At 70.4% G+C, this 24,621-nt stretch carries 23 protein-coding genes; 13 read left to right on the top strand and 10 right to left on the bottom strand.

Annotated features, from left to right (window positions below):
• The first annotated feature begins 17 nt into the window (after positions 1-17).
• Positions 18-590, top strand: a complete 573-nt coding sequence (locus tag KYX17_RS27530; protein ID WP_243232020.1) for a DNA-3-methyladenine glycosylase I — start codon at positions 18-20, stop codon at positions 588-590.
• A 107-nt stretch (positions 591-697) separates the two neighbouring features.
• Here KYX17_RS27530 and KYX17_RS27525 read toward each other — a convergent pair whose 3' ends face one another.
• The 3 genes from KYX17_RS27525 to KYX17_RS27515 are packed head-to-tail and all read right to left on the bottom strand — an operon-like array spanning position 698 to position 3,937.
• Entirely contained in the window at positions 698-1,165 is a 468-nt protein-coding gene (locus KYX17_RS27525; RefSeq protein ID WP_243232018.1) for a recombinase family protein, read from the bottom strand.
• A gap of 32 nt (positions 1,166-1,197) precedes the next feature.
• On the bottom strand, positions 1,198-2,922 hold the full coding sequence (locus KYX17_RS27520; protein WP_243232016.1) for a sodium:proton antiporter: 1,725 nt from the start codon (positions 2,920-2,922) through the stop codon (positions 1,198-1,200).
• A 1-nt stretch (position 2,923) separates the two neighbouring features.
• Positions 2,924-3,937: a malate dehydrogenase gene (locus tag KYX17_RS27515; RefSeq protein ID WP_243232014.1), complete on the bottom strand. Its 1,014-nt coding sequence runs from the start codon at positions 3,935-3,937 to the stop codon at positions 2,924-2,926.
• 95 nt (positions 3,938-4,032) lie between these two features.
• Between KYX17_RS27515 and pip the strand changes: the two genes are divergently transcribed.
• A complete protein-coding gene (gene pip, locus KYX17_RS27510; protein WP_243232007.1) occupies positions 4,033-5,004 on the top strand; it encodes a prolyl aminopeptidase in 972 nt (323 codons plus the stop codon).
• A 3-nt stretch (positions 5,005-5,007) separates the two neighbouring features.
• Here the strand turns inward: pip and KYX17_RS27505 are convergent, their stop codons facing one another.
• The gene (locus KYX17_RS27505; RefSeq protein WP_243232005.1) at positions 5,008-6,768 is read right to left on the bottom strand and encodes an aldehyde dehydrogenase family protein; all 1,761 of its coding nucleotides are present in this window, start codon (positions 6,766-6,768) and stop codon (positions 5,008-5,010) included.
• 268 nt (positions 6,769-7,036) lie between these two features.
• Between KYX17_RS27505 and KYX17_RS27500 the strand changes: the two genes are divergently transcribed.
• The 3 genes from KYX17_RS27500 (at position 7,037) to KYX17_RS27490 (ending at position 9,988) form a co-directional block, all read left to right on the top strand.
• Complete coding sequence (locus tag KYX17_RS27500; protein ID WP_243232003.1) at positions 7,037-8,680, top strand: GAF domain-containing sensor histidine kinase; 1,644 nt, start codon at positions 7,037-7,039, stop codon at positions 8,678-8,680.
• Positions 8,677-9,300, top strand: coding sequence for a response regulator transcription factor (locus tag KYX17_RS27495; RefSeq protein ID WP_243232001.1), 624 nt, complete (start codon positions 8,677-8,679; stop codon positions 9,298-9,300). Before KYX17_RS27500 ends, KYX17_RS27495 begins: the two co-directional genes overlap by 4 nt.
• A 415-nt stretch (positions 9,301-9,715) precedes the next feature.
• Positions 9,716-9,988 carry a hypothetical protein gene (locus KYX17_RS27490; RefSeq protein WP_243231999.1) on the top strand — a complete coding sequence of 91 codons (273 nt, stop codon included), beginning with the start codon at positions 9,716-9,718 and terminating at the stop codon, positions 9,986-9,988.
• Positions 9,989-10,221: 233 nt separating this feature from the next.
• Here the strand turns inward: KYX17_RS27490 and KYX17_RS27485 are convergent, their stop codons facing one another.
• From KYX17_RS27485 to KYX17_RS27475, 3 genes are all read right to left on the bottom strand, one after another.
• Positions 10,222-10,797 carry a DoxX family protein gene (locus KYX17_RS27485; protein WP_243231997.1) on the bottom strand — a complete coding sequence of 192 codons (576 nt, stop codon included), beginning with the start codon at positions 10,795-10,797 and terminating at the stop codon, positions 10,222-10,224.
• 138 nt (positions 10,798-10,935) lie between these two features.
• On the bottom strand, positions 10,936-13,302 hold the full coding sequence (locus tag KYX17_RS32400; protein WP_243231995.1) for an acyltransferase family protein: 2,367 nt from the start codon (positions 13,300-13,302) through the stop codon (positions 10,936-10,938).
• A 72-nt stretch (positions 13,303-13,374) separates the two neighbouring features.
• Complete coding sequence (locus tag KYX17_RS27475; RefSeq protein WP_137418288.1) at positions 13,375-13,635, bottom strand: glutaredoxin domain-containing protein; 261 nt, start codon at positions 13,633-13,635, stop codon at positions 13,375-13,377.
• A 162-nt stretch (positions 13,636-13,797) separates the two neighbouring features.
• Between KYX17_RS27475 and KYX17_RS27470 the strand changes: the two genes are divergently transcribed.
• A complete protein-coding gene (locus tag KYX17_RS27470; RefSeq protein ID WP_243231993.1) occupies positions 13,798-14,952 on the top strand; it encodes a glycosyltransferase family 2 protein in 1,155 nt (384 codons plus the stop codon).
• Positions 14,953-14,962: 10 nt separating this feature from the next.
• On the opposite strand, the gene KYX17_RS27465 is transcribed toward KYX17_RS27470, so the two are convergent.
• Complete coding sequence (locus tag KYX17_RS27465; RefSeq protein WP_243231991.1) at positions 14,963-16,120, bottom strand: polysaccharide deacetylase family protein; 1,158 nt, start codon at positions 16,118-16,120, stop codon at positions 14,963-14,965.
• A 177-nt stretch (positions 16,121-16,297) separates the two neighbouring features.
• On the opposite strand from KYX17_RS27465, the gene KYX17_RS27460 reads away from it, so the two are divergent.
• The 5 genes from KYX17_RS27460 (at position 16,298) to KYX17_RS27440 (ending at position 22,529) form a co-directional block, all read left to right on the top strand.
• The gene (locus tag KYX17_RS27460) at positions 16,298-17,998 is read left to right on the top strand and encodes an AMP-binding protein (protein WP_243231988.1); all 1,701 of its coding nucleotides are present in this window, start codon (positions 16,298-16,300) and stop codon (positions 17,996-17,998) included.
• 69 nt (positions 17,999-18,067) lie between these two features.
• On the top strand, positions 18,068-18,898 hold the full coding sequence (locus KYX17_RS27455; protein WP_243231987.1) for a PhzF family phenazine biosynthesis protein: 831 nt from the start codon (positions 18,068-18,070) through the stop codon (positions 18,896-18,898).
• Between the two features lie 135 nt (positions 18,899-19,033).
• Positions 19,034-19,690, top strand: a complete 657-nt coding sequence (locus KYX17_RS27450) for a fasciclin domain-containing protein (protein ID WP_243231985.1) — start codon at positions 19,034-19,036, stop codon at positions 19,688-19,690.
• Positions 19,691-19,749: 59 nt separating this feature from the next.
• Positions 19,750-21,516 carry a molybdopterin-dependent oxidoreductase gene (locus KYX17_RS27445; RefSeq protein WP_243231983.1) on the top strand — a complete coding sequence of 589 codons (1,767 nt, stop codon included), beginning with the start codon at positions 19,750-19,752 and terminating at the stop codon, positions 21,514-21,516.
• 209 nt (positions 21,517-21,725) lie between these two features.
• Positions 21,726-22,529: a DUF72 domain-containing protein gene (locus KYX17_RS27440; protein WP_243231981.1), complete on the top strand. Its 804-nt coding sequence runs from the start codon at positions 21,726-21,728 to the stop codon at positions 22,527-22,529.
• Positions 22,530-22,638: 109 nt separating this feature from the next.
• Here KYX17_RS27440 and KYX17_RS27435 read toward each other — a convergent pair whose 3' ends face one another.
• Entirely contained in the window at positions 22,639-22,944 is a 306-nt protein-coding gene (locus KYX17_RS27435) for a heavy-metal-associated domain-containing protein (protein ID WP_243231980.1), read from the bottom strand.
• Positions 22,945-23,719: 775 nt separating this feature from the next.
• On the opposite strand from KYX17_RS27435, the gene KYX17_RS27430 reads away from it, so the two are divergent.
• Complete coding sequence (locus tag KYX17_RS27430) at positions 23,720-23,857, top strand: hypothetical protein (protein ID WP_192900640.1); 138 nt, start codon at positions 23,720-23,722, stop codon at positions 23,855-23,857.
• 104 nt (positions 23,858-23,961) lie between these two features.
• Here KYX17_RS27430 and KYX17_RS27425 read toward each other — a convergent pair whose 3' ends face one another.
• A complete protein-coding gene (locus tag KYX17_RS27425) occupies positions 23,962-24,297 on the bottom strand; it encodes an aldo/keto reductase (protein WP_243231979.1) in 336 nt (111 codons plus the stop codon).
• Positions 24,298-24,402: 105 nt separating this feature from the next.
• Between KYX17_RS27425 and KYX17_RS27420 the strand changes: the two genes are divergently transcribed.
• The gene (locus KYX17_RS27420; protein WP_243231978.1) at positions 24,403-24,546 is read left to right on the top strand and encodes a hypothetical protein; all 144 of its coding nucleotides are present in this window, start codon (positions 24,403-24,405) and stop codon (positions 24,544-24,546) included.
• The last annotated feature ends 75 nt before the right edge of the window (positions 24,547-24,621 follow it).

The following is a 24,621-nucleotide window of genomic DNA, read 5'->3' as shown; positions in this document are numbered from 1 at the left end:
GCGGATAGCGTGGGTGGATGACCGACATCATCGTGGGAGAGGACGGGGTTGCGCGTTGCGCGTGGGCCGGAGCCGATCCCGAGTACCTGCGCTACCACGACGAGGAGTGGGGCACCCCGCTTCACGGTGATCGGCCGCTGTTCGAGAAGATGAGCCTCGAGGGGTTCCAGGCCGGGCTCAGCTGGATCACCATCCTGCGAAAGCGTCCGCGCTTCCGCGAGGTGTTCGCCGGGTTCGAGCCGGATGCGGTCGCCGCCTTCGACGAGGTCGACATCGAGCGGTTGATGGGCGACGCGGGCATCGTGCGCAACCGGGCCAAGATCGAGGCCGTCACCGGCAACGCGCGTCTGGTCAAGGCCATGTCGCCGGGTGATCTCGACACGCTGATCTGGTCGTTCTCGCCGGAAGGGCACGTGCCGCCCGCGTCCTTCGCTGCGGTCCCGGCCACGACGGCCGAATCGACCGCGCTCAGCAAGGAGCTACGCCGGCGGGGCTTCCGTTTCGTCGGCCCCACGACGATGTACGCCCTGATGCAGTCCGCCGGACTCGTCGACGACCACGTCGCCGGCTGCTGGCGCGCTGCTCGTTGAGCGGGCCACGATCACTGGTCGTTGAGCAAGCCACGGGCACCGGTCGCTGAGCGAGCCGCAGCATCGGTCGTTGAGCGAGCCGCGGGCGAGACGAAACGCGCTCGGCGTCAGCGGCCGGTGTCGAACAGGTGACGGCCCGAGTGGCCCAGCACCTTCACCATCACGCCGCGTCGGCGAAGCTCCGCGACCGTGCGGGTCTCCTCGTCGATGTTGCGGCCCAGCGCATGAACGCTCGCCACCACGAGGACGTCGCCGCGTGTGAGGCGCCCGAACAGGCGACCCAGGCGCTCCTCCCACGACTCGAGGATGTCGGGGGCGGGGTGTCGGAAGCCGTCGATGGGCACCCCGAAGCGCGTCAGCTCGGCGCGCTGTTCGACCACCGAGGGCATGTCGTCGCGGTTCACCACGAGGCCCACCAGGCGCGCACCGGTCGGTCGCGCACGCCACCAGTTGCGGTCGGACTGCAGCTCCGTGAAGCACTTGGGGCAGTCGGCCGCCGTGTGGGGCAGGTGCAGCGGCGCGGTCGCGGGATCGGAACCCGCACCAGCGTCGTCGCCCGTCCCCTCGCTGATCATGCGTCCATTCTCCCCCGGATCGGGTGACGGTGTCACTCGTCGCCCGTCTCGTCCGCCAGGCGCAGTTCGAGGCTGATCTGGTCGGCGTCGAGCTCCGCGAGGGCGTGGCGCAGCGCGGCCGTGCTGAACGACCCCGACGACCCCGCCTCGAGCAGGCGCTCGCGCATCGCGTCGATCATCTCGAGGCGCAGCTCCAGCACCTCGCGCGCGGCTGCCGTCATCTCGTCGTCGGGCGGGTCCACGAGTCGCGCTCCCACCCGGGTGAGGATGCGCTCGCTGAACGCCGTCCCGTCGCGCCGGCGCAGATCCTCGTCCTGCAGTCGCTCGGACGCGGCCTCGCGCAGCACATCGTCCAGGCGCCGCTGCTCCTCCCGCGTCGGTCCGGCCGACTCCGACGGGATCCGGAGCAGGCGCACCAGTGCCGGCAGGGTGAAGCCCTGCAGGAGCAGGCTGATGATCGCCACCATGAACGCGACGAAGATGAGCAGAGGCCGGTGGTCGGTGTCCCGCGGGAGAGTCTGCGCCGCGGCGAGGGTCACGACGCCCCGCATCCCGGCCCAGACGATGATCGTGCCGTGCTTCCACCCGAGCGGCGAGGAGCGGTAGTAGTCCAGGTCGGCGCCGAGGCGCGCGAGTCGCTTCCGGATCAACGGGATGCGGCGCATCGCCCGCTCCGGGTTCGATCTCTCGATCGGCACCGTGCCGTCGGCCATCTCCTGCAGCCTGTTGTCGACGCGCGCGATGTCGAAGCCGGCGAACCGCCGCGCTCGTCGTCCCTGCTGCCAGATGAGGAAGGCCACGTACACGCCGCGCACGGCGACGATGATGCCGATGGCGGACAGCGCGAGCCAGGTGCCGTGCCAGAGGCCGTCGTGCTCGGTCAGGTTCTTGTTGACGACGTCGGTGAGCTCCAGCCCCATGACGAGGAAGACGCCGCCTTCGAGGACGAGCTCGATCGTGCGCCAGTTGGCCTCTTCCGACAGCCGTTGCTCGGGAGAGAAGCGTCTGGCCGCGCCCTGCCCGGTGACGATGCCCGCGACCACGGCGGCCACGAGTCCCGAGCCGTTGAGCTCTTCCGTGGGCAGGTACGCGATGAAGGGGATCGCGAAGCTGATGGCGGTGTTCGCCGCCGAGTGGCCGACCCATGTGCGCACGCGCAGGTTGACCCAGCCGACGAGTCCGCCGATCACGAGCGCGATCAGCACCGCCCACAGGAACGACAGGATGGCATCGCCGAACGAGAATCCGGCGGCGATCGCGGCGGTCGAGGTGCGCAGCAGCACCAGGGCCGTCGCGTCGTTGAGCAGACTCTCGCCCTCGAGCATCGTCGTGACGCGCGTGGAGATGCCCATCCGTTTCACGATCGAGGTGGCGACCGCATCCGTCGGCGAGAGGATCGCGCCCAGGGCGATGCCGAGGCCGAGGTCGAGGCCCGGGATCACCCAGGTGAAGAAGAATCCGAGCAGGACGGCGCTTCCCACCACCAGCACGACCGACAACCCCGCGATCGGGGTGAAGTCGCGGCGGAACTCGATCGCCGGAAGCTGCACGGCCGACGAGTACAGCAGGGGCGGGAGCACGCCCACGAGGATCCATTCGGGATCGACCTCGGGGATGTCGGGGACGAACGGCAGGGCGGCCAGCACGAGTCCGATGGCGACGAGGACGAGGGGGCCGGCGATGTTGAGCCGCCGGCCCAGGGCCGTCACGATGGCGACGACGATGATGCCGCCGACGATGACGGCCAGATGCTCCACGTCAGATCACTCCCAGCGCACGCACGGCCTCGCGCTCGTCGGCGAGCTCGGCGACCGAGGCGTCCAGACGGCGGCGGATGCGAGCGGGAACCTCCAGCCCCTCGACGATGCGGTAGCCGCTGCCGTCCGAGCGCACCGGGAAGGAGCTGAAGAGACCCTCCGGCACGCCGTACTCGCCGTGGGAGACGACCGCAGCGGAGGTCCAGCCCAGTCGCGTGCCCTCGACGTCGTCGCGGATGTGGGAGATCGCTGCGTTCGCCGCTGAGGCGACGGAGGAGGAGCCGCGCACCTCGATGATCTCCGCCCCGCGCTTCGCCACCCGCGGGGTGAACTCGTCGTCGAGCCAGCGGATCGCCGCATCCTCGTCGCCGAAGCGCGCGGTGAGCACGTCAAGGGCGGGGGCACCGTCGATCGTCGCGTGCGTCACGTCGGGAACCTGGGTGGCGGAGTGGTTGCCCCAGATCGCCACGTCGCGCACGGCGGACACGCCGACGCCGAGCGCCTCGGCGAGCTGACCGACGGCGCGGTTGTGGTCGAGGCGGGTGAGCGCGGCGAAGCGTTCGGCGGGCACGTCGGGGGCCGCAGCCGAGGCGATCAGAGCATTCGTGTTCGCGGGGTTGCCCACCACGAGGGCGCGGACGTCGGATGCGGCGTGCGCCGCGATCGCCGCACCCTGGGGGCCGAAGATTCCCGCGTTCGCGGCGAGGAGGTCGGCGCGCTCCATGCCGGGCCCGCGCGGGCGAGCGCCGACGAGCAGAGCGATGTTGCAGCCGTCGAACGCCACGGCCGGATCCTCCGTGACCTCGACGTCGCGCAGCAGCTCGAACGCGCCGTCCTGAAGCTCCAGGGCCGCGCCCTCGGCGGCGCGCAGCCCCTGGCGGATCTCCAGCAGACGCAGCCTGACCGGCCTGTCGGGGCCCAGCATGTCGCCTGCCGCGATGCGGAACAGCAGCGCGTAGCCGATCTGTCCCCCGGCGCCGGTGATGGTGATCGTGGTGGGCGCAGCTGTGCTCATGCGATGAGCATACGAGCAGGCTCACAACGGACACATCTCGATGAGCCCCTTAGCGCATCCGCGGACACGATGGGGTGGCAAGGTACCGTGAGGATATGACGGTCTCCGAGCTCGACGACATCCTGTACCCGCCGATCGAGCCCTACGAGAGCGGAGAACTGCTGGTCGGCGACGGTCAGCGCATCTACTGGGAGCAGTCCGGCAACCCGGAGGGCAAGCCGGTCGTCTTCCTGCACGGCGGTCCCGGCGGAGGCACCTCGCCCTGGCATCGGCGTTTCTTCGATCCGGAGCGCTACCGGATCGTCCTGCTGGATCAGCGCGGATGCGGCAAGTCCACCCCGCACGCGAGCGACCCCGCAGCCGATCTGCGGTTCAACACGACCTGGCACCTGGTCGCCGACCTCGAACTCCTGCGTCGCAATCTCGGAATCGAGCGCTGGCAGGTGTTCGGCGGCTCCTGGGGGTCCACCCTCGCGCTCTCCTACGCCCAGGCGCACCCCGAGGTCGTCACCGAGCTCGTGCTGCGCGGCATCTTCACGCTTCGCCGGCACGAACTCGAGTGGTTCTACGAGGGCGGCGCCTCGGCGATCTTCCCCGACCTGTGGGAGGGCTACGTCGCCGAGATCCCGGTGCTCGAGCGCAGTCGGATGATCGAGGCCTACCACCGCCGCCTGTTCGACGCGGACCCGGCCGTGCACCGGCCCGCCGCGCTCGCGTGGACCCGGTGGGAGGCGTCGACGCTCACGCTGCGTCCCGACCCGGAGCTGGTGGCATCGATGACGGATCCGGATGCGGCCACCGCGTTCGCGCGCATCGAGAACCACTATTTCGTGAACCACGGATGGCTGCGCGAGGGCCAGCTGATCGAGGAAGTGGACCGCATCCGCCACATCCCCGCGGTCATCGTCCAGGGGCGTTACGACGTCTGCACGCCGATCATGACCGCGTGGGACCTGCACCGTGCGTGGCCCGAGTCGGAGCTGGTGGTCGTGGACGACGCCTCGCACTCCGCATCCGAGCCCGGGATCGCGGCGGCCCTGCGGGCGGCTACCGACCGGTTCGCGTGAGGGTCAGGCTCCCATCGCCCGGATGAGGGTGAGGGCGAGACCGAGCGGATTGCGGTCGACCCGGTAGCGGGTGAGGCCCTCGCTCACGGCCGCCGCCGTGCGTGCGGAGACGAACCACGGCGGAGTGGGCAGCACCGAGAAGCGTCCCGGACCGAGCGAGCGCGGAAACGGGCGGAAGGGGCCTCGCAGCACCGAGCGTTCGACGTCGGCCAGCAGCGAGGTGTTGTGGACCACGCCGATCCCCGATCCGACCTCCCGCACGTCCGAGCCCGGAAAGGCACCCCAACTGAGCACGGGCGTCGCGAACAGCACGCCGGTCCACGCGTTGATCGCGATGCCGCCGTAGCGGAGCTCGGCGATCGCCCGCTCGAAGCCGGCCCCCATCGCATCCTCGGTGTCGGGGTCGACGATGACGTTGGCACCGAGCGTGCCCGCGAGCGACTCGTTCGCGTGCGCGACGGCGGCGTCGAGAAACTCCTGACCCGTGCCGGCCAGCTCCACGACACCCAGCACGGGGGCGAAGTACTCCGTGGTCTCCAGTTCGGTGGCATCCTCGCCCGGCGCCACCTGCACGAGCGCACGGCTGTGCCCGGCCGACCACTCGGCGCTCGGATACGTCACCGTGAGCGCGTGGAGCCGCTCGTCGGCGCGGGGGTACCAGACCGGCCGGGCCGGAGCATCGCGGTAGGCCTCGTGCAGCGCCCGCAGGAACTGCTCCCGCTGCGGCCAGTCCGCGCTCATCAGCACGACCTGACCGGCGATGCAGTTGTGACCGCTGTTGTGCAGCCGCATCGTCGCTATGTGGGCCGCTTGGAAGCGGAGGTCGGCGTCGGTCCACTCGCCCGGCACCACGATGATCGGGGACACCCCGCCGAGCTCGGCGGTGATGGGGGCCTTCAGCTGCGGTTCGTCGGTCGTGCGATCGCGGTCGCCCCACACGATCGCGTCGAAGGTCGCGGCGGAGCCCGTGATGTGCACGTGCTCGATGCCCTCGTGAGCGGTGAGGTAGGCGCCGACATCGCCGCCGCCGCGCACGATCCGCACGAGGCCTCGACCGATCAGCGGCGCGAGCGCACGCTCGAAGACCGGCACGAGGGCGTCCTGGGTGGGGTTGACTTTGAGCAGGCTCACGCGGTCGAAGGCGAGCAGCTCGTACAGCACGTCCAGGACCGGGATCGCGGAGATGTTGCCCGCGCCGAGGACGAGTCCCACGCCCGCAGCGTGGGGGGTGACCTGCGCGAGCCCGGCGCGGCGGATGGCTGTGGAGGCGTCGGTGCCGGGGCGCAGCCAGATCTCGCCCGTGAATCCCGACAGCAGGAGGTTGTCGATGGGTTCGCGAGGGAAGACGTGCGCGCGGATGCGGTCGCCCGGCGCCCGGTCGAGCCGCACCCCGTCGAGCGGGCTGCCGCCGGCGGCGATCCGGCGCAGCGTCGCGAGGTAGCCGTCGAGTGCGCCGAGCACGGCGTACGGGCCCGAGAGCCACTCCTCGCCGCGGAGCGGGTGGTCGGGCGCGAGCCCCTTCGCGCGCGCGGCGATGCCGGCCCAGTCCGCGGCCGCGGTGCCGACCGCATCCCTCGTGGCCGAGAGTGCGCGAATGCGCTCGACGATGCTCGAGCGCGACCAGAGCGCGGCGCCCTGGCGGAGCGCGACGAGGTCGTCGTCGATCGCCGCGCGCAGCCGCGGATCGAGCTCGGGCGCGGACACGGGTGCGGGCGTTGCAGAGGACTCGGACGCGGGCACGGCGCTCTCCTTCGGGTGGGCCACCAGGCCAGTGTGCCGCCCGCGGCGTTCCGGATGCTGTGAACCGGGCCTGGAGCACAACGCGCCGGTCGTCGGGGGTCGCCGTTTTGTTCGCCTGTCACAGATCGAGCCCGCCGGCTCGATCTGTGACAGGCGAACCGGGGTGCGGAGGGCGGCCGCGGACCGGCGAGGGGCGGCCGGGGACCGGCGAGGGGGCAGTAGTCACGGCGGCGGCGGGTGGCCGCCGACGGGGGCGCACCTAGACTTGGGCGCGACACCAGGGGAGGGGACCGTGGCCGACATCGAGGCGCGACTGCGCAGCCTGCTCTCGCTCAACCAGGCGATCGTCGGCCACATCCATCTGCACTCCGTGCTGCGCGAGATCGTCGAGTCGGCCGTCGACCTCGTCGGCGCGCGATACGGCGCGATCGGCGTGCTGGGCGCCGACGGTGCGATCGTCGACTTCGTGCACGTCGGGATCGACGAGAAGACCGCGGCGCGGATGGGGCACCCGCCGCGCGGGCGCGGCCTGCTGGGAGCCATCGTGTCCGAGAGCGTGCGGGTCGACCATGTCGTCGCCGATCCGCGATTCACCGGATTCCCCGCGCACCATCCCCACATGGACAGCTTCGTCGGCGTCCCGATCCGCGTCCGCGAGGAGATGTTCGGCAACCTCTACCTGGCCGAGCATCCGGACGGCCATTTCACCGAGGAAGACACGGAGCTCCTGCGCTCGCTCGCCGTGACGGCGGGCATCGCTATCGAGAAGGCGCGGTTGTACGAGGCCGCCCGGCTGCGGGAGCGCTGGGCCGCGGCGACTGCCGAGGTGCGCGCGGCCTTCCTCGAGGTCGACGACGAGAGGCCCTACCGATTGCTCGCGGAGCAGCTGCCGATGCTGACGGGTGCGGCGCTCGTGGCGATCATCACGTCCACCGAACGCGGCACCGTGCGGCTGCAGATCGTGCGCGGCGACGCCATGGCGCGCCAGCTGGAGAGTGTGGAGCTGCCCGGCCACGATCGGGTCGCCCGCGCCCTGCTCGCGACGGGCGCCACGGTGCTCCCCGAGGTGGCGCTGCCGACATTCGAGGGCGAGACCGTGCGGTTCGGCGATGCATTCGTGGTGAGCCTCGGTGGCCAGGACGGCGCGGATGTGGGAGTGCTGCTGGCCCGTCACCTGCGTGAACGGCCGTTCAGCGACGACGACATCCGTCGCACGACCGCGCTGGCCTCCGTCGCGGACCTCGCCGGGGAGCTCAGCCGTGCGCGTGCCGACCGCCACCGGCTCGCCCTGCTGGAGGATCGCGGCCGTATCGCCCGCGATCTGCACGACAACGTGATCCAGCGCCTGTTCGCCGCCGGGATGCAGCTGCAGGTCGTCTCGGCCGGTGTCGATGATCCGCGCTTGGGCGACCGGCTCTCGGCGCAGATCGACGCCCTCGATGAGGCGATCGCCGAGATCCGCACCGCGATCTTCGCGCTGCAGCACGACGACGTGGGCGGCGTCACACTGCGCGATCGTATCGTCGACGTCGTCGGAGAGTATCGCGCCCTTCTCGCTGAGCCGCCGCGGCTCGTCTTCCGCGGTCCCGTCGATCACGACGTCCCCGCCGAACTCGCACCGGAGGCCGCCGCGGTCGTGCGCGAGGCGCTCTCGAACGTCGTCCGGCACGCACGCGCCTCGCACGCCGAGGTGCGGGTGGAGGTGCGCGACGGCCGCATCGTCATCGAGGTCGGCGACGACGGTCGTGGGCTCGACCCTGCCCGGGAACGGCGCAGCGGTCTCAGCAACCTGCAGGCGCGGGCCGAGGCCCGCGGCGGCACCTTCGCACTCGCGCCGCGCCCCGGCGGCGGCACCCTCGCCGCGTGGAGCGTGCCGCTGGCCGCTCCGGCGGCCGCATCCGATGATGAGAGCTCACGGCAGGAGGCCGACCTATGATCCGCGTCTTCGTTCTCGATGACCACGAACTCGTGCGCCGCGGGGTCGTCGACCTCATCGACGCTGCCCCCGACATGGAGGTCGTCGGCGAAGCGTCGACGGCGGCCCAGACGCTGCCGCGTGTGGATGCGGTGCGCCCGGACGTCGCGGTGCTCGACATGCGCCTGCCCGACGGCGACGGCATTGATGTCTGCCGCGACGTGCGCTCCGCGCATCCGGAGATCGCGTGCCTGATCCTCACCGCGTTCGACGACGACCGCGCGAGCGAAGCCGCGGTGCTCGCCGGCGCTGCGGGCTACGTGCTCAAGGACATCCGCGCGAACGGGCTGCTCGACAGCATCCGCCAGGTCGCCGCGGGCAAGACTCTCACCGGAACGCGCGCTGCCGAGCTCGTCCGCTCGCGCGCGGATGCGGATACCGCCCCCGAGGTCGACCTGACCCTGCGCGAGCGGCAGATCCTGGACCTGATCGCCGACGGGCTCACCAATCGCCAGATCGGCGAGAAACTGAACCTGGTCGAGAAGACGGTCAAGAACTACGTGTCGGGGCTGCTACGCAAGCTCGGCATGGAGCGGCGCACCCAGGCCGCCGTCTACCGCGCCGAGCAGCGCCGCTCCTGATCCCGCCCGCGGCCGCGCCCCTTCGCTCTCCTCGCTCTCCTCGCTCTCCTCGCTCCCTTCGCTCTCCTCGCTCTCCTCGCTCCCGCATCCTCTCGTTCGAGGGACGCGCGTTTTGTTCGAGGGACGCGCGTTGTCGTCGCGGGGCCGCGGGCGCGACGTTTCGGGTCCCTCGAACACTGCTCGCACTTGTTCGAGGGACGCATGATGCGGTCCCGGGGCCGCAAGGGCGACGTTTCGGGTCCCTCGAGCACTGCCTTGTCCGGTTCGAGGGACGCGTGTTGTCGCTTCGGGGTCGGGAACCGGACGTTTCGGGTCCCTCGAGCGCGGCGAACAGCGCGGCGGGGGCGCGCAGAGTGCGGCGGGACGTGAGCGGAGCGGGGGTGACAGCATCCGGTTCGTGGGGGAGCATGGAGAAATGCACGAAGCGCAGGAGCACGCGAGCCGGGGTCGTCACCTGGTCAGGGGCGCGCTGGCGGCGGTCGTCATCGGCGTGGTGATCGCGGTCGCTCTGACCGCTCTGTTGCAGGATGCGGTGACCGGCGTCGTCATCGGTGTCGCCGTCGCGGTGCTCGTGGCGGTCTCGGTGTGGGTGTCCGCTCGGCGCGGGCGTGCGGGCACGACCCACACCGCCCCCCATCTTCCTTCCGGTGCCCCCGGTGCCGACCTCCGCAACGGTGGCACTTTCTGATCGTCTGACCGTCCCACATCCTCCTGTTCGAAGGACGCGTACTGCGGTCCCCGGGCCGTGGGCGTGACGTTTCGGGTCCCTTGAACCGGCAAAGGCGTCGGGTCCCTTGAACATGCAGAGGCCCCGGGTCCGGGAGCGGGCCGCGGGGCGGGGAGGGCGGGGACGTGCAGACATGACGATGCGGCGCTCCCCGGGCGAGGAAGCGCCGCACCGTCACGCGGCCAGCAGGTCGGCTAGATGAGCCAGTGGTTCTTCTGCACGATGGGCAGCTTGCGCCACTGGGCGCCGAGGCCCCACGTTTCGCCGGCCGCAAGTGCGACGAAAACGATGAGCATGAGGGCGTAGATGATGTGGTAGTCGACGACCGGGTTGGTGGAACCGGTGCCCCAGATCATCGGGAACTCCGCCATCCACATGAAGAGCATGATCGCGCTACCGGAGACGGCGGCGACCCGCATCCCGATGCCGAGCATGACGGCCAGTCCCACGCCGAGCATGCCGGCCATGAACAGGACGTCGGTCAGCGGCGTCGCGATCGCCTGGAAGATCCCCTTGAACGGACCGCTCACGGCCTCGCTGTTGAGGAAGCCCTGGGCGGGGGTGCCGCCGTTGATCCAGGCCCGCTCGACCGGAGTGGAGAAGCCCAGGCCGAAGGTCTTGTCGAGGAAGGCCCACAGGAAGATGAAGCCGGTCGCGAAGCGTGCGATGGCGACGGTGCGTCGGGCCGCGAGGCTCGTGACGACGCTCGCCTCTGCCGTGATCGGCTTGGCAGCGACCTGCGTCCGGGCATTTGCGGTGATGGTGGCCATGAGAGGTGTGCTCCTTTCGATCCCTCGGAGCGGCGGTGTGGGGCCGGAACCTGGGGGGCTGTGTGTGTTTGTGGTTCCACCCTCCTCCGCTCACGCAGGTGCCGATAGGGACCTAGGTCCCACCGTCACCGTCGTCGTTCAGACAAGCCCCGCGGTCGCGAGCATCGACCGCAGGATCGGGGCGATGTGTTCCGCGAACGGCACGGTGAGGTGCGTCTGGTCGTACTTGGCCGGCAGCGTCCCCGCGAACGCGGGGCACACGCCCTCCCAGCAGCTGAACGGCAGGGAGCTGATCGCGTGATCACCGGATGCGGCGGCCGCACGCTCGGCCAACGCCTCCATCTGCTGCCAGGTCGGCGACACCGCGCTCGCGCAGTCGTAGGGCGATGTCAGCGGCGAGTAGCAGCGAGCGAGGTCGGCGCCCTCCGGCGGAGGCGCGAGATGCACGATCCGCCCCGGCACGTCGTAGCCGGCGGCCTCCGCCTGCTGCGACGCGATGAGCGTCTCGGCGCTCAGGTCCTGCCCGTCCGGGGTGTGGCCCAGCGTGTAGGCGTTGCTCATCACGACGACGTTCGGGGCATCGGCGAGAACCATGGCGCGCACGTCGGCCTTGCGCTGCTCGCAGGCCGCCATAACGCCCGCGCCGTCGTTCTGCACGGCCACCTCGGTGAACCGGCAGCCGTAGAGCCCGACGGTCGTCACGCGGATGGCGCCGCCGCTGTCCTCCGCCATCTTCTTGAATGCGGGGGCGTAGGCCATGGCGGTCGAGTCGCCGACGAGGTAGACGCGGGTGGCAGCCTGCTCCGACCCCCAGCTGCACCGGCCCCCATCCGGTGCCACGTCGGGTGCGAAGCAGTCCCGTGCCGGATTGTCCGCAGAGCCGCGCGCGATCACGGTGTCCAGAGAGGGAGAGAGCGCAGGCCATGCGGTGGCGGATGCGGCGGCCGCGAGCTCGCTCTGCACGGCGGCGATCGGGTCGTCTCCGCCATCCGCCTGCGCCTCGGCGGGCGGGGTGAGAGGCCCGATCACGGGTGCGCCGAAGATGCTCTGCGCCACGAGCACGGCAGCCAGGACGGCGATGCCGAGGCCCGAAGAGGCGAGGGCGATCTGCCCTCCGAAGCGGGCCCGCCAAGCCTTCCAGGGAGACCGTTCGTCGTTCTCCTGTTCGTCGGGCGAGACGTCGGCTGCGACGATCGGCACGATCACGGGTTCGGGATCGGGATCGGCGAGTACCGGCTCGAGAACAGGGTCGGCGGCGAGCGGGAGCGGCCGAGGCGAGCCGGGGTAGTAGCGGGTGCCGGGCGTCCATCCCGCGGGGCGTGTGGCCACGACGCGAGGCCGCGGCGCGGCGGGGGTCGCCGGGATGGGGGCAGGCTGAGGGGTGATCGGCTCCGGCGCGGCGGGCTCGGCCGCATCCGCTCGCGTCGGCAGCAGCGGCGCATACCGCAACGGCTGCTCCACGATCAGGTAGGTCGCCAGTGACAGGACGGTGATTGCTCCCAGCGTGAGCCAGAGCGCCCCGTCGCGTCCGGCGAGCACGACCGAGGCGAGCACGATCACCGGGAAGTGCCACAGGTACAGCGAGTACGACATGTCGCCGACGAAGACGCTGACGGGATTCGTCAGCGGGAACAGGTGCCGGTGGCGCGGGTCACCGCCGACGCCGCCCGCCAGCACGAGGGCCGTGGCCGCGACGGGGAGCGCGGCCCAGGGGGAAGGAAAGCCGCCCGCGGCCGGATCGATCACCGCGAAGGCGGTGACAATGCCTGCGAGGCCGACCCAGCCCATGACCCCGCCTGCGGCTCTCGGGATGCGGGAAAGGAGCGGTGCTGCGGCGGCCAGCACTGCTCCTGCCCCGAGCTCCCATGCGCGAGTGAGCGTGGAGAAGTAGGCGACGGTCGGCTCGGACGCCGTCTGGGATGCGGCCCACGCGGCCGAGGCGAGCACGATCACCGTCGCGATCCCCCCGACGGTGAGACGTCCGCGCCGTCCACGCCGTGCCGCGGCGGGCAGCACCAGGAGGCTCAGCGCGACGACCCCCGGCCACACGAGGTAGAACTGCTCCTCGACCGAGAGCGACCAGAAGTGCTGCAGCGCGGATGCCGCATCCGTCGCGTGGAAGTAGTCGGTGCCGTCCGCCGCGAAGTGCCAGTTCGCCGCGAAGAGCGCGGACCACACCGCGTCGTGAAGTGTGCGCTCTGCGACGACGGCGTTGAACACGACGAAGCCGGCGCCGACCGTGAGGGCGAGGACGACGGCGGCGGCCGGCAGCAGTCGCCGCGCTCGCCGCCCGTAGAAGCGGGCGAGGCGCACGCGCCCCGTCGTCTCGACCTCGCGCAGCAGCAGGCCGGTGATCAAGAAGCCGGAGATGACGAAGAACACATCGACACCCACGAACCCGCCGCGGGGCCAACCCGCGGCGTGGGCGCCGACGACGCCGAGCACAGCGAGGGCGCGCAGGCCCTGGATGTCTCGGCGGGATGCGGGGGATGGAGTGCGGTTCACGTGCTGATTCCGGCGGAAGCCGGAATCAGTGTACGGGGAGCGGTCCCACGCTCCGACGGGTCGGCATCCCGCTCAGATGATCGACAGCTCGCGCAGCTTCGCATCGACGTCCGCGTTGGACGGCTCGACGTGGTGGGTCGCGTCGGGATAGACCACCACGGGGATGTTGGTGCGGCCGGAGATCTCGCGGGCGACCTCCGCCGCGGCGGGGTCGGCCTCGAGGTCGACGTACGTGTACTCCACGCCCAGCTCATCGAGCTGAGCCTTCGTGCGGCGGCAGTCGCGGCACCACTCGGCGCCGAACATCGTGATGCCGGATCCCGTTTCGCTCATGGATTCCAGCGTACGGGTAAACAGCCCGTGATCGGGTGGTTACGAGTTGGCTAGCGGATTCCTATGCGGATGCTCAACCCCAGGGAATTGACATCACCAGCGTGCCAGGATGAGCAGTGTCGCCCGCACTCGGGCGTTCACAGCTTCCATCAGGCGGTGCACATGCAGGTCACGGTCATCGTCCCCACGTTCAACGAGGCGCCCAATGTGGCAGAACTCGTGCGTCGGGTCGCCGCAACCGCGAAGGGCTTCAGCGTCGACATCCTCTTCGTCGACGACAGCACGGACGAGACGCCCGACGTCATCCGGCGCGTGGCGGCGACCGCCAGCATCCCCGTCCGACTCATCCATCGCGACGACCCGGCGGGGGGTCTGAGCGGAGCCGTCGTCGCGGGACTGGATGCGGCGCCCAGTGACGTGTGCATCGTCATGGACGGCGACCTGCAGCATCCGCCGGAGGACATCGCGCGCCTGGTCGCGCGCTACCTCCACGGCGACGTGGACGTCGTGGTGGCCTCGCGCTACACCGCCGACGGCACCGCGGGTGGTCTCGCCGACCGGTCGCGCGTCATCGTCTCTCGCGGCTCGACCGCCGTGACGAAGGCGATGTTCCCGATCCGCCTGCGCGAGGTCACCGACCCGATGACGGGGTTCTTCCTCGTCGACCGGCGCGCCATCGATCTCGATCAGCTGCGCCCGCGCGGCTTCAAGATCCTGCTCGAGATCCTCGCTCGTCGGTCGCTGCGCGTGGCCGAGATCCCGTTCGCGTTCGCGGACCGGTTCGCGGGTGCGTCGAAGGCCTCGTTCTCGCAGGGCATCTCGTTCCTGGCGCAGCTGGCCATGCTCCGCTTCGGCAAGATGTCCGCCTTCGCGCTCATCGGCGCGCTGGGAGCGGTGGCGAATGTCGCGATCGTCTGGCTGCTCTCGCACGCCGGCATCACGGACCTCGCTGCGATGATCATCGCGGCGGAGACGACGATCATCGCCAACTTCCTGCTGCAGGAACGGTTCGTCTTCCAGGACATGCGCGAGCAGGCGTCCGGCATCGGCAGCAGGTTCGCGAAGTCGTTCTCGTTCAACAACATCGAGCTGCTGATCCGCATCCCGATCACGACGCTGATGATCTCGACGTGGCACATCTCGGTGGTCATCGCCACCGCGGTCACCCTCGTGGCGGCCTTCGTGGTGCGCTTCCTCTTCCACTCGCTGGTGGTCTACGCACCCCGCAGCTCCTCGTCGCCGCGCCCGGCGCCCTCGCGCGCCCGGTACTTCGTCGAGGAGATCGACCGTCAGGCGATCTCGCCCGGGGAGATCTGACCGGCGGGTATCAGCCGATCAGGTTGATGAGCTCCTGCAGGCTCATCCCGTAGTTGATGCGGACGGTGGGAAGCGCGAGCTTGTCGGTCCCGGCATGCACGTAGCCGGGTTCGATGGTGCGAGCCATCTCGTAGCCGGCCTGGCGCAGCCCCTCTTTGGCCGTGTCGTTGTAGTGGCCGTAGGGGTAGGCCATGACCTCCTTGGCGCCGAGGATCTCGGCGGACGTGTTCATGTCGGCGACGATCTGGTCGACCGAGTAGTTGACCATCCGGCCCTTGCCGTTCTCGCCCGCCGTGTGCATGTCATGGGTGTGGGAACGCTGGAGCACATGCAGGCCCGGTGACGGCGCCTGCCGCGCAGCGGTGATCACGAACGACGTCGTCAGCACGCCGTACTTCTCGACCACCGGGACGGCCAGATCCAACCAGGTCTGGTCGGCGTCGTCGTCGGTGACGATCACGGACTGATGGGGAAGGAAGAGCCGGCCGTCGATGAAGGCGCTGAGCTCGTCCCAGGTGGGCAGGTAGAACTGCTTCTCGGCGATGTACGCCATGTGGGCGTCAAAGTCGTTGATGTAGGCGTAGTTGCCCTTCAGCCAGCCGTCCTCGCCCTCGGGGCGGGTCGTGAACTGGTGGTACATGAGGATCGGGACGATGACGTCCTCGCTCGCCACCTCGTCGGGAGTCTTCCACGCGCCATAGAGCGTGATCTCATCGTCGGTGCACGTGACGACGTCGGCACCGTTCACGCGCCCGGCGATCGTGAAGGCCTGCGCATCGGCGGGAGTGGCATACCACCCCGCGAAGACGGCGCCCTCGCGGCGCGGAATCGGCAGATAGGCGTAGAGCTTGCCCTGCGACTGCAGTTGCGGCTGCTCGGTGATCGCGTCGCCGGCGAAGCTCACGGCGCACGCTGCCGGGTCGTCGCTGCCGGCGAGAAGCTGCTGGCTCGCGGTGAGGGGCGTGGGCGTCGGGGTGGGCGTCGGCGTCGGGGTGGACGGATCCGCGGCCTGAGCCGCCGGCGTCGGCGCCGAGGTCGCCGCGCGCACGACGGCCACAACGCCGACGGCGATCAGGGCCACGGCGAGGACGCCGATGGCCGCGGTCAGCGCCCTGCGTCGGCGCAGTAGCGAGCGGCGTCCACGTTGCGCTCGTCTGGTCGTCTCCATGAATCCCCCGGTGCCGTACGGTCGGCTCCCCCTGGCGGCGACGACCGCACCGATGCTATCGGGCGTCGCCTGCGAGAGGATGCCGCGGCCCGCACATACGCCGTCCTAGACTGACCGGACGGTGCCAGAGCCTGCTCGTGCGCGCCGCATCCTCTCCCCGTCGAGAACGAAGACACGATGCTCCACTCCGCCGCCGGCCGCGCGTTCCGCGAGGCCAGGGACTTCCTGCTCGCCCACTCCCACGACATCGAGGCCGCGCGCGCCGGGTTCGTCTGGCCCGATGTCGGAGACCACTTCAACTGGGCCGTCGACTGGTTCGACGAGATCGCTCTGGGCAATGACCGCCTCGCGCTGCGGGTGCTCGAGGAAGACGGCACCGAGGCCTCGCGCACGTACGACGAGATGCGCGTGCGCTCCGACCGCGTCGCGAACTGGCTGCGCGAGCAGGGCGTGAGCCGCGGCGACGCCGTGATGCTGATGCTCGACAACCGGGTCGAGCTCTGGGAGGCGATGCTCGCCATCATGAAGCTGGGCGCGGTCATCCTGCCGACCTCCGTCGTGCTCGGCCCCGACGATCTTGCCGAGCGCATCGAGCGCGCGGGTGTCCGTGTCGTGATCGCGGATGCGGCGGATGCGGAGAAGTTCGACGGGCTCGATTCCGAACTCGTGCGGGTCGTCGTGGGCGGCGACCGAGAGGGCTGGGCCTCGTTCACGGATGCGGACACCGCATCCGACGAGCGCCCCGGGGTCGTCGTGGGCTCCACCGACACCGCGATCGTCTACTTCACCTCCGGGACGACCTCGCGCCCGAAGATGGTCGAGCACACCCACGTCTCGTACCCGGTGGGTCATCTCAGCACGATGTACTGGATCGGCGTGCGCCCCGGCGACGTGCACATGACCATCAGTGCGCCCGGCTGGGGCAAGCACGCCTGGAGCCTGTTCTTCTCGCCGTGGATCGCCGAAGCGACCGTCTTCGTCTACAACTACCGCCGCTTCGACGCTGTGGCGCTCGCCGGCGAGCTCGATCGCGCGGGCGTCAACACGTTCTGCGCGCCGCCGACCGTGTGGCGCATGCTCATCCAGGCCGAACTCGAGCACAAGCCGCGGGCGCTCCGCGAGCTGCTGTCGGCCGGGGAACCGCTCAACCCCGAGGTGATCGCCACGATCGAGCGCTGGTGGGGCATCCAGATTCGCGACGGTTACGGCCAGACCGAGCTGACGGCCGTCATCGGCAACACCCCCGGTGTGGCGCTCAAGCCAGGATCCATGGGGCGCGCGCTTCCCGGCGTCGAGATCGTGCTGCTGGATCCGCTCACCGGCGAGATCTCCGACGAGGGGGAGATCTGCCTGCCCACGGCTCCCGTGCGGCCGCTGAACCTCACGCCCGGCTACATCGGAGAGCCCGAACGCACCGCCAAGGTCGAGCACGACGGGTACTACCACACGAGCGATGTCGCCGTCCGCGACGCGGAGGGCTTCCTGACCTTCGTCGGGCGCACCGACGACGTGTTCAAGGCCAGCGACTTCAAGGTGTCGCCGTTCGAGGTCGAGTCGATCCTGCTCGAGCACGCCGCCGTCGCCGAAGCCGGCGTCGTCGGCGCCCCGGATGCGGTGCGGCTGAACGTCGTGAAGGCCTACGTCGCGCTCGCCGCGGGCGTGGAACCGGATGCGGCGACAGCGCGCAGCATCCTCGCGCACGCGCGCGAGCACATGCCCCCGTACATGCGGGTGCGGCGCGTGGAGTTCTTCGAGCTGCCCAAGACGATCTCCGGCAAGATCCGTCGCGTCGAGCTGCGCGAGCGCGAGGAGGCGGCCGGATCCGAGCGCATCGGCTCCGAGTTCCGCGAGAGCGACTTCCCCGACCTCAAGGGCTGAGCTTCGGGCGGTCCACGCACACCCGGGTGGACCGGGGCCGGCGCGCTCACGCGTGGGTAGCGTGAGAGCGTGAGCGAGATCGAGCACTGGACCGCCTTCTCCGACGACCCGGCCGGCGGCAACCCGGCGGGAGTCGTGCGCCGAGCCGAGCGCTGGAGCGACGAGCGGATGCAGCGCACCGCCGCCGACCTCGGGTACGCCGAGTCCGCCTTCGCGACCACGGATGAGGGCGGCTCCCGCCGCATCCGCTACTTCTCCCCGATCGCCGAGGTGCCCTTCTGCGGTCACGCGACGGTCGCCACGGCCGCGGCGCTCGCGGAGTGCGAGGGCGACGGCCGATTCGTCTTCGAGACCGCGGTGGGCGGGATCGAGATCACGACGCGATCGGACGATCGGGGGCGCATCGTGTCGTTCACGAGCGTGGAGCCGGATGCCGCGGAGTTGGCGCTTGAGACCCTGGACGAGCTGGTCGCTCTGCTGGGGATCGATCGCGAGGCGCTGCATCCGTCGTATCCGCCCGCTCTCGCGTACGGCGGAAACTGGCATCCGCTGCTCGTGCTCGCCGAGCGCTCGGTGTTCGACGCGTTCGCCTTCGACCCCGTCGCCGCGCGCCGTCTGCTGGATGCGAACGGCTGGCCTGCCACGATCATCGTGCTCTGGCCCGAGAGCGACACGCTCTGGCACGCGCGCAACATCTTCCCCGTCGGCACCGTTACAGAGGACCCGGCCACGGGTGCCGCAGCCGCGGCCACGGGCGGTTACCTGCGCAGCCGCGGCCTTGCGCCGCGGCGCATCCGGATCCGTCAGGGCGCGCACGTCGGGCGGCCCAGCGAGCTCGATGTGGACGTGACCTCCACCGGCGGAATCGTGGTCTCCGGGAGGGCCGCGCGCATCCGCTAGAAATTCTTCCCATCCGTTTCACGGAGCACGCCGAACAGAGCATGTACGCCGCAAGAGTGCGGCTGCCTCGCTCCCGGCACCGGGGCGTGTTCTGAACGAGTCGGTACACAGCGACTCTCTGATTCGGAGGACATCATGCGCACCAACAAGAAGCACCTGTTCGGCGGCCTCACCCTTCTCGCCGTCGCCGGGTTCGCACTCGCAGGTTGTGCGGGCGGATCGGCCGGCACGTCCGAGAGCACCATGGCGCCGGAGACCTCGACGGCGGCACCGATGCCCAGCGAGACGATGGATGCGGCATCCGACCTTGTCGGGGCCGGCTGCGCCGACTACGCCGCGATGGTTCCGAGCGGCGCGGGCTCGGTCGAGGGCATGTCGCTCGACCCGGTCGCGACGGCCGCATCCAACAACCCGCTGCTCACGACCCTCGTCTCGGCCGTCAGCGGCAAGCTGAACCCCGACGTGAACCTCGTCGACACGCTCAACGGCAGCGAGTTCACGGTCTTCGCGCCCGTCGACGACGCCTTCGCGAAGATCGACGCCGCGACCATCGACTCGCTCAAGACCGACAGCGCGGCGCTGACCAAGATCCTCACCTACCACGTGGTCCCCGGCCAGATCGCCCCGAGCGCCATCGACGGCACGCACACGACGGTCGAGGGTCAGGACGTGACGGTGACCGGCAGCGGTGACAACATCATGGTCGACGGCGCCAAGGTCATCTGCGGTGGCGTGAAGACCAAGAACGCGACCGTGTACCTCATCGACTCGGTGCTGATGCCCCCCATGTGATCCCTGAACACTGACGACACCCCGGCGTGATCCGCCGGACCGGCGAGCGGAGACCGACCATGACACGACTGCGGATGCGCACGACGTGGGGTTGGGCTTCGCTCGCCGGTGTCGTTGCGGCGGCGGCCTTCCTCGCGGTCAGCGAGGCGGTCGCCGCCCTCGTCTCGCGGGGCACCAGCCCCCTGATCGCGGTCGGATCGTTCGTCATCGACATCGTGCCGCGCCCGCTCAAGGAGTTCGCGATCTCGACGTTCGGCACCGCCGACAAAGCGGTGCTGCTCGCCTCCCTCGCGGTGGCCGTGGTGATCGCCGCGGCCGTCATCGGCATCGTCGAGACGCTCCGGCCGCTCTGGGGCATCGTGCTCTTCGCGCTCGCCGCCGCCCTCGCCACCGCCGCCGTCGTCACTCGCGCGGATGCGGGGGCCCTCGCAGGTGTGGCGTGCGTCGCGGGTGCCGCCGTCGGCATCTGGATGCTGATGCTGCTCACCCGCCGCCTACGTCGGTGGAAGCTCGCTGCCGCTGCCGCTGCCGCTGCCGCTGCCGCTGCCGCTGCCGCGCCTGTTCAAGGGCCCCGTGATGCGGGCTCCGGGGCGATTTCGTCGCATCCCGCGTCCCTCGAAGCGGATGGTGCCGCCACAAGCTCTGTTGAAGGGACCCGTGATGCGGGCTCGGGCGGCTCGGGGCCGCGTTTCGCGTCCCCCGAACGGCGTCCGAAGTCCGCGCCGTCGGATCCGAAGTTCGCGCCGTCCGAGGTGCAGCTGGACCGCCGCGGGTTCTTCATCCTCACCGGCATCGTCGCGGCGTCCGCCGTCGTGGTGGGCCTCGGAGCGCGGGCGCTGAACGCGACGACCGCATCCATCCGGCAGATCCGCGAGGCGCTCCGGCTGCCGGCTCCGAAGACGACGGTCCCGATCCCGCAGGGCGCGGAGCTCGACGTCGACGGGATCTCCCCGCTCTTCACCTCCAACGCCGACTTCTACCGCGTCGACACCGCGCTGACCGTCCCCACGGTGGATCCGAACACGTGGCGCCTGGTCGTCGACGGGATGGTCGACAAGCGCGTCGAGCTGAGCTTCGACGACCTGATCGCCCTCGGGCTCGACGAGTACGTGATCACGCTCACGTGCGTTTCGAACGAGGTCGGCGGCGACCTGGTCGGCAACGCGAGGTGGCTGGGCGTTCCGGTGCGCACCGTGCTGGCTGCGGCCGGCGTGCAGTCGGGCGCCGACATGGTGCTCTCGCGCAGTGTCGACGGCTTCACCGCATCCACTCCGCTCGAATCCCTCACCGACCCCGGCGTCGACGCCATCCTCGCGGTCGCGATGAACGGCGAACCGCTGCCGCTGGAGCACGGCTTCCCGGTGCGGATGGTGGTTCCCGGCCTCTACGGCTACGTGTCGGCGACGAAGTGGCTCGAGGAGTTGAAGGTCACGACCTTCGCCGCCGACACCGCCTACTGGACACCCCGCGGCTACAGCGATCGCGCCCCCATCAAGCTGTCTTCACGCGTCGACACCCCGAAGATCGGCAAGCCGGTCGCAGCGGGAAAGGTGCCGATCGCCGGCATGGCGTGGGCGCAGGGCGTCGGCGTCTCTGCGGTCGAAGTGCGCATCGACAACGGCGACTGGCAGCGCGCCACCCTCTCCTCGCCCGTCAACAAGGACACCTGGGTGCAGTGGGTGCTCGAGTGGGATGCGACGCCCGGCTCGCACTACATCACGGTGCGGGCGATCGACGCCGCGGGCAAGCTGCAGACCGAGCAACCCGCGCCCGTCGCCCCGGACGGGTCGTCCGGCTGGCAGCGCACCCTCGTCACGGTGAACTGACGCGGCGCATCCCCACCCGCTTCCCCCATCCCGCGAGACTGCATTTCGAGCACGAGATCACGGGTATTACCCCTGATCTCGTGCGAAAGATGCAGTCTCGCGGAAGAACGGGGCGCGAGGCGGCCCCGGATAGCACGGCGCACGCCGAAGCGCCATCCGCTGCGCCGGCCGCATCCGCCGCCGTAGCGTCGCGGGCGCGAGGAGGTGGCATGGGTCGCGACGTGCGCGTGGGCATATCCGGGTGGAACTACCCGTCATGGCGGGGCGATTTCTACCCGAAGGGGCTCGCGCACGCGAGGGAACTCGCCTACGCCGGCGAGCGGATGCGGAGCGTCGAGCTCAACGGATCGTTCTACTCGCTGCAGCGGCCGACGAGCTATCAGCGCTGGCGGGATGCGGTGCCGGAAGACTTCGTGTTCGCGATCAAGGGCTCGCGCTACATCACCCACATGCTCCGCCTACGCGAGGCCGATCAGGCGCTGGCGAACTTCTTCGCGTCCGGCGTGCTGGCGCTCGGAGCGAAGCTCGGCCCCGTGCTGTGGCAGCTTCCGGAGCGGGAGGAGTTCGATGCCGACGTGCTCGACGGTTTCCTCTCGCGCCTGCCCACGTCGACGGGCGCCGCTCTCGAGCTCGCCCGGCGGCACGATGCGCGGGTCGAGGGGCGCGCGTGGCTCGAGATCGATGAGGACCGTCCGCTCCGCCACGCCCTGGAGCCGCGTGCGCGCTCGTTCGAATCCCCGGCGCTCGCGCCCCTGCTGCGCGAGCGCGACGTGGCGCTGGTCGCTGCCGACTCCGCGGGAACCTGGCCCGGATTCGGGGAGCAGACCGCATCCTTCGCATACGCACGCTTGCACGGGTCGACCGACCTGTACGCGAGCGGATACTCGGATGCGGAGCTCGATGCCTGGGCGGCGCGGATCAGCGGGTGGTCGGGCGACGTGTACGTCTACTTCGACAACGACGCGCGCGGCCGCGCCCCGCACGACGCCCTCGCGCTCGCGGCACGGGTGTGACGCTCTGCCGCTCCACGAGACAGCACTTTCATCGCGAGATCACTGTCATTACCCGTGATCTCGTGACGAGGATGCAGTCTCGCGGCGAGTGGGCGGTGCGGCGAGCGGCTCAGGCCAGCGAGTAGCCGGCCTCGTCGATCGCGGCGGCGATCGCCTGCGCGTCGACGGGGGATGCGGCGCGGAACGTCACGCGCGAGGTGCCGCCGACCTGTAGGTCGACCGACACGTCCGTGACGCCGTCGATCGCGGTGAGCTCCTGGGTGACGGCCGACACGCAGTGCGCGCACGTCATCCCGGTGACGAGGATCTCCTGGGCGTCGGCGGATGCCGGCTCGGATGCGTGGTGGTCGCCGTGACCGCCGCAGGCGCAGGCCGCCTTGGGCTCGGTGCGGCCGAACTCGATGCGCTGGATCATGTGTGCTCCGTTCCGCCGCCCAGCATACCCCTAGGGGGTATCTCTGGGGCAAGCATCTGCGGCCACCTTACGGTCGTGTGGATAACGTTCGGAGCGCAGGCGGCCGTCTGTAAGCCCCCTCCGTGCTGACCTCTCGCCCCCTGACGCGACTCCTCACTGTCTTCGCACTCGGATGCGGCGCCGCTCTGCTCGCATCGTGCGCCGCCGCCGCTCCGGCTCCCGCCGACGGAGACTCCGGCTCCAGCGCCGCTCCCGTGAACGAGGAGCCCTCCTCGCAGCAGGGTGCGAGCGGGGAAGGCTCGTTCTCGGTCGACGCCGTGCTGTCGCGCTTCCCACCGTGCGAGGCGATCGGCGCGGTGGTCGCCGCTCAGATCGCGGGACTCGAGCTGTCGGACGAGACCATCGAAGACGGCTCCATCGCCTGCTCGTGGATATCTCCCATCGGAGCGGAAGCGGTGACCTTCGAGGTGAACGTCGATCCGAACAACGGTGCCGACGACGTGCCGACAACCGACACGATCGAGCTGTCCGGCCTGGAGTACGTACCGGATGCAGGACTCGAAGCCGCGGGCGGGAGGGCGCGCCGCCGGCGACCTTCGTGGTCTGACGACCGTGACGAACGTGCCCGGGGTGTACGTGACTTTCACGCAGATGAAGCTCGGGGTCGACCCCGACTTCGGCGGTGCTCCGGCCGTCGCCGCCGCCAAGCAGCTGCTCGGCATCGACCTGACGTCGCGACGACCCCCGCCTCCTCGAGCGGTTCTACGCTCGAGGAGTGACCTCTCGACAGCCCCCGTGGGTGTGCCCCACCTGCGGTGACGCGCTGCGCTTCGAGATCCTCGACGATGAGGCGTTTCTCGTCGCGTGGTCGTGTCTGAACTGCGGCCTCGTCCGCGTGACCGAACCCGCCTGAGCCCTCCCGCCCGGCCGCCGATCACGCGCTCCTCGCCCCCCGGCCGTTGAGCGAGCGCAGCGAGACGAAACGTGCCCCCGCGCATCAGAGACGCCGGCATCCGGTCAGCGCGCCATCCGCTCCGATACGGGTCGGCGGCGGAGCGCGGCGTTGCCCACCTCCGGTCCGCGGTAGACCATGTCCATCGCGCCGATGCTCTCGCCCGGCGGGACGATCGCGTCGATGCGGTCGAGCACCTCGTCCGACAGAGCGATCTCCGCGCCGGCGAGCGTGGACTCCAGCTGCTCCATGGTCCGCGGACCGATGATCGCCGAGGTCACTCCGGGGTGCGCGAGTGTGAACGCCATCGCCAGGTGCGAGAGAGGGATGCCGACCTCATCCGCCAGGGCGACGAGTTCCTCGATCGTGGCAAGCCGGCGCTCGTCGCGGAAGTGTTGCATGCCGGTGCCAGCGCGGAAGTTGTCGTTGGTCTGGCCCGCCCGTCTTTGCCGGCCCACCTCATCGCGAAGCTGGGCCCGGCCATCCGGATGCTCCTAAATGCGGCAGTGGATGCGGACGAGGTGCGACCCGGCGTCGATCCGATCGAGCTGCTGCAGGCCATCGGCGATCTCAGTCACCGTGCGCCGTCGGTCGACGGTTCTCCGAACGCGATGGTCCGCCTCCTGCTCGATGGGCTGCGGCTGCACTAGCGGCCGGGGGGGGGGTCTCGCTGCGCTCGCGGGGCGACCGTGCACTGTGATGTGCCGACGAGCATCCGGGAGGGC

It is taken from the genome of Microbacterium sp. CIAB417 (genome assembly GCF_022788845.1).
The sequence above is the reverse complement of the archived record's forward strand: the minus strand, read 5'-3'. Positions and strand labels throughout refer to the sequence as shown.

What these genes read in the sequence shown, in the direction of transcription:
- KYX17_RS27530 (WP_243232020.1), top strand. Translation starts at nt 18, where the DNA reads ATGACCGACATCATCGTGGGAGAGGACGGGGTTGCGCGTTGCGCGTGG.
- KYX17_RS27525 (WP_243232018.1), bottom strand. Translation starts at nt 1,165, where the DNA reads ATGATCAGCGAGGGGACGGGCGACGACGCTGGTGCGGGTTCCGATCCC.
- KYX17_RS27515 (WP_243232014.1), bottom strand. Translation starts at nt 3,937, where the DNA reads ATGAGCACAGCTGCGCCCACCACGATCACCATCACCGGCGCCGGGGGA.
- pip (WP_243232007.1), top strand. Translation starts at nt 4,033, where the DNA reads ATGACGGTCTCCGAGCTCGACGACATCCTGTACCCGCCGATCGAGCCC.
- KYX17_RS27495 (WP_243232001.1), top strand. Translation starts at nt 8,677, where the DNA reads ATGATCCGCGTCTTCGTTCTCGATGACCACGAACTCGTGCGCCGCGGG.
- KYX17_RS27490 (WP_243231999.1), top strand. Translation starts at nt 9,716, where the DNA reads ATGCACGAAGCGCAGGAGCACGCGAGCCGGGGTCGTCACCTGGTCAGG.
- KYX17_RS27485 (WP_243231997.1), bottom strand. Translation starts at nt 10,797, where the DNA reads ATGGCCACCATCACCGCAAATGCCCGGACGCAGGTCGCTGCCAAGCCG.
- KYX17_RS27475 (WP_137418288.1), bottom strand. Translation starts at nt 13,635, where the DNA reads ATGAGCGAAACGGGATCCGGCATCACGATGTTCGGCGCCGAGTGGTGC.
- KYX17_RS27470 (WP_243231993.1), top strand. Translation starts at nt 13,798, where the DNA reads ATGCAGGTCACGGTCATCGTCCCCACGTTCAACGAGGCGCCCAATGTG.
- KYX17_RS27465 (WP_243231991.1), bottom strand. Translation starts at nt 16,120, where the DNA reads ATGGAGACGACCAGACGAGCGCAACGTGGACGCCGCTCGCTACTGCGC.
- KYX17_RS27460 (WP_243231988.1), top strand. Translation starts at nt 16,298, where the DNA reads ATGCTCCACTCCGCCGCCGGCCGCGCGTTCCGCGAGGCCAGGGACTTC.
- KYX17_RS27450 (WP_243231985.1), top strand. Translation starts at nt 19,034, where the DNA reads ATGCGCACCAACAAGAAGCACCTGTTCGGCGGCCTCACCCTTCTCGCC.
- KYX17_RS27445 (WP_243231983.1), top strand. Translation starts at nt 19,750, where the DNA reads ATGACACGACTGCGGATGCGCACGACGTGGGGTTGGGCTTCGCTCGCC.
- KYX17_RS27440 (WP_243231981.1), top strand. Translation starts at nt 21,726, where the DNA reads ATGGGTCGCGACGTGCGCGTGGGCATATCCGGGTGGAACTACCCGTCA.
- KYX17_RS27435 (WP_243231980.1), bottom strand. Translation starts at nt 22,944, where the DNA reads ATGATCCAGCGCATCGAGTTCGGCCGCACCGAGCCCAAGGCGGCCTGC.
- KYX17_RS27425 (WP_243231979.1), bottom strand. Translation starts at nt 24,297, where the DNA reads ATGCAACACTTCCGCGACGAGCGCCGGCTTGCCACGATCGAGGAACTC.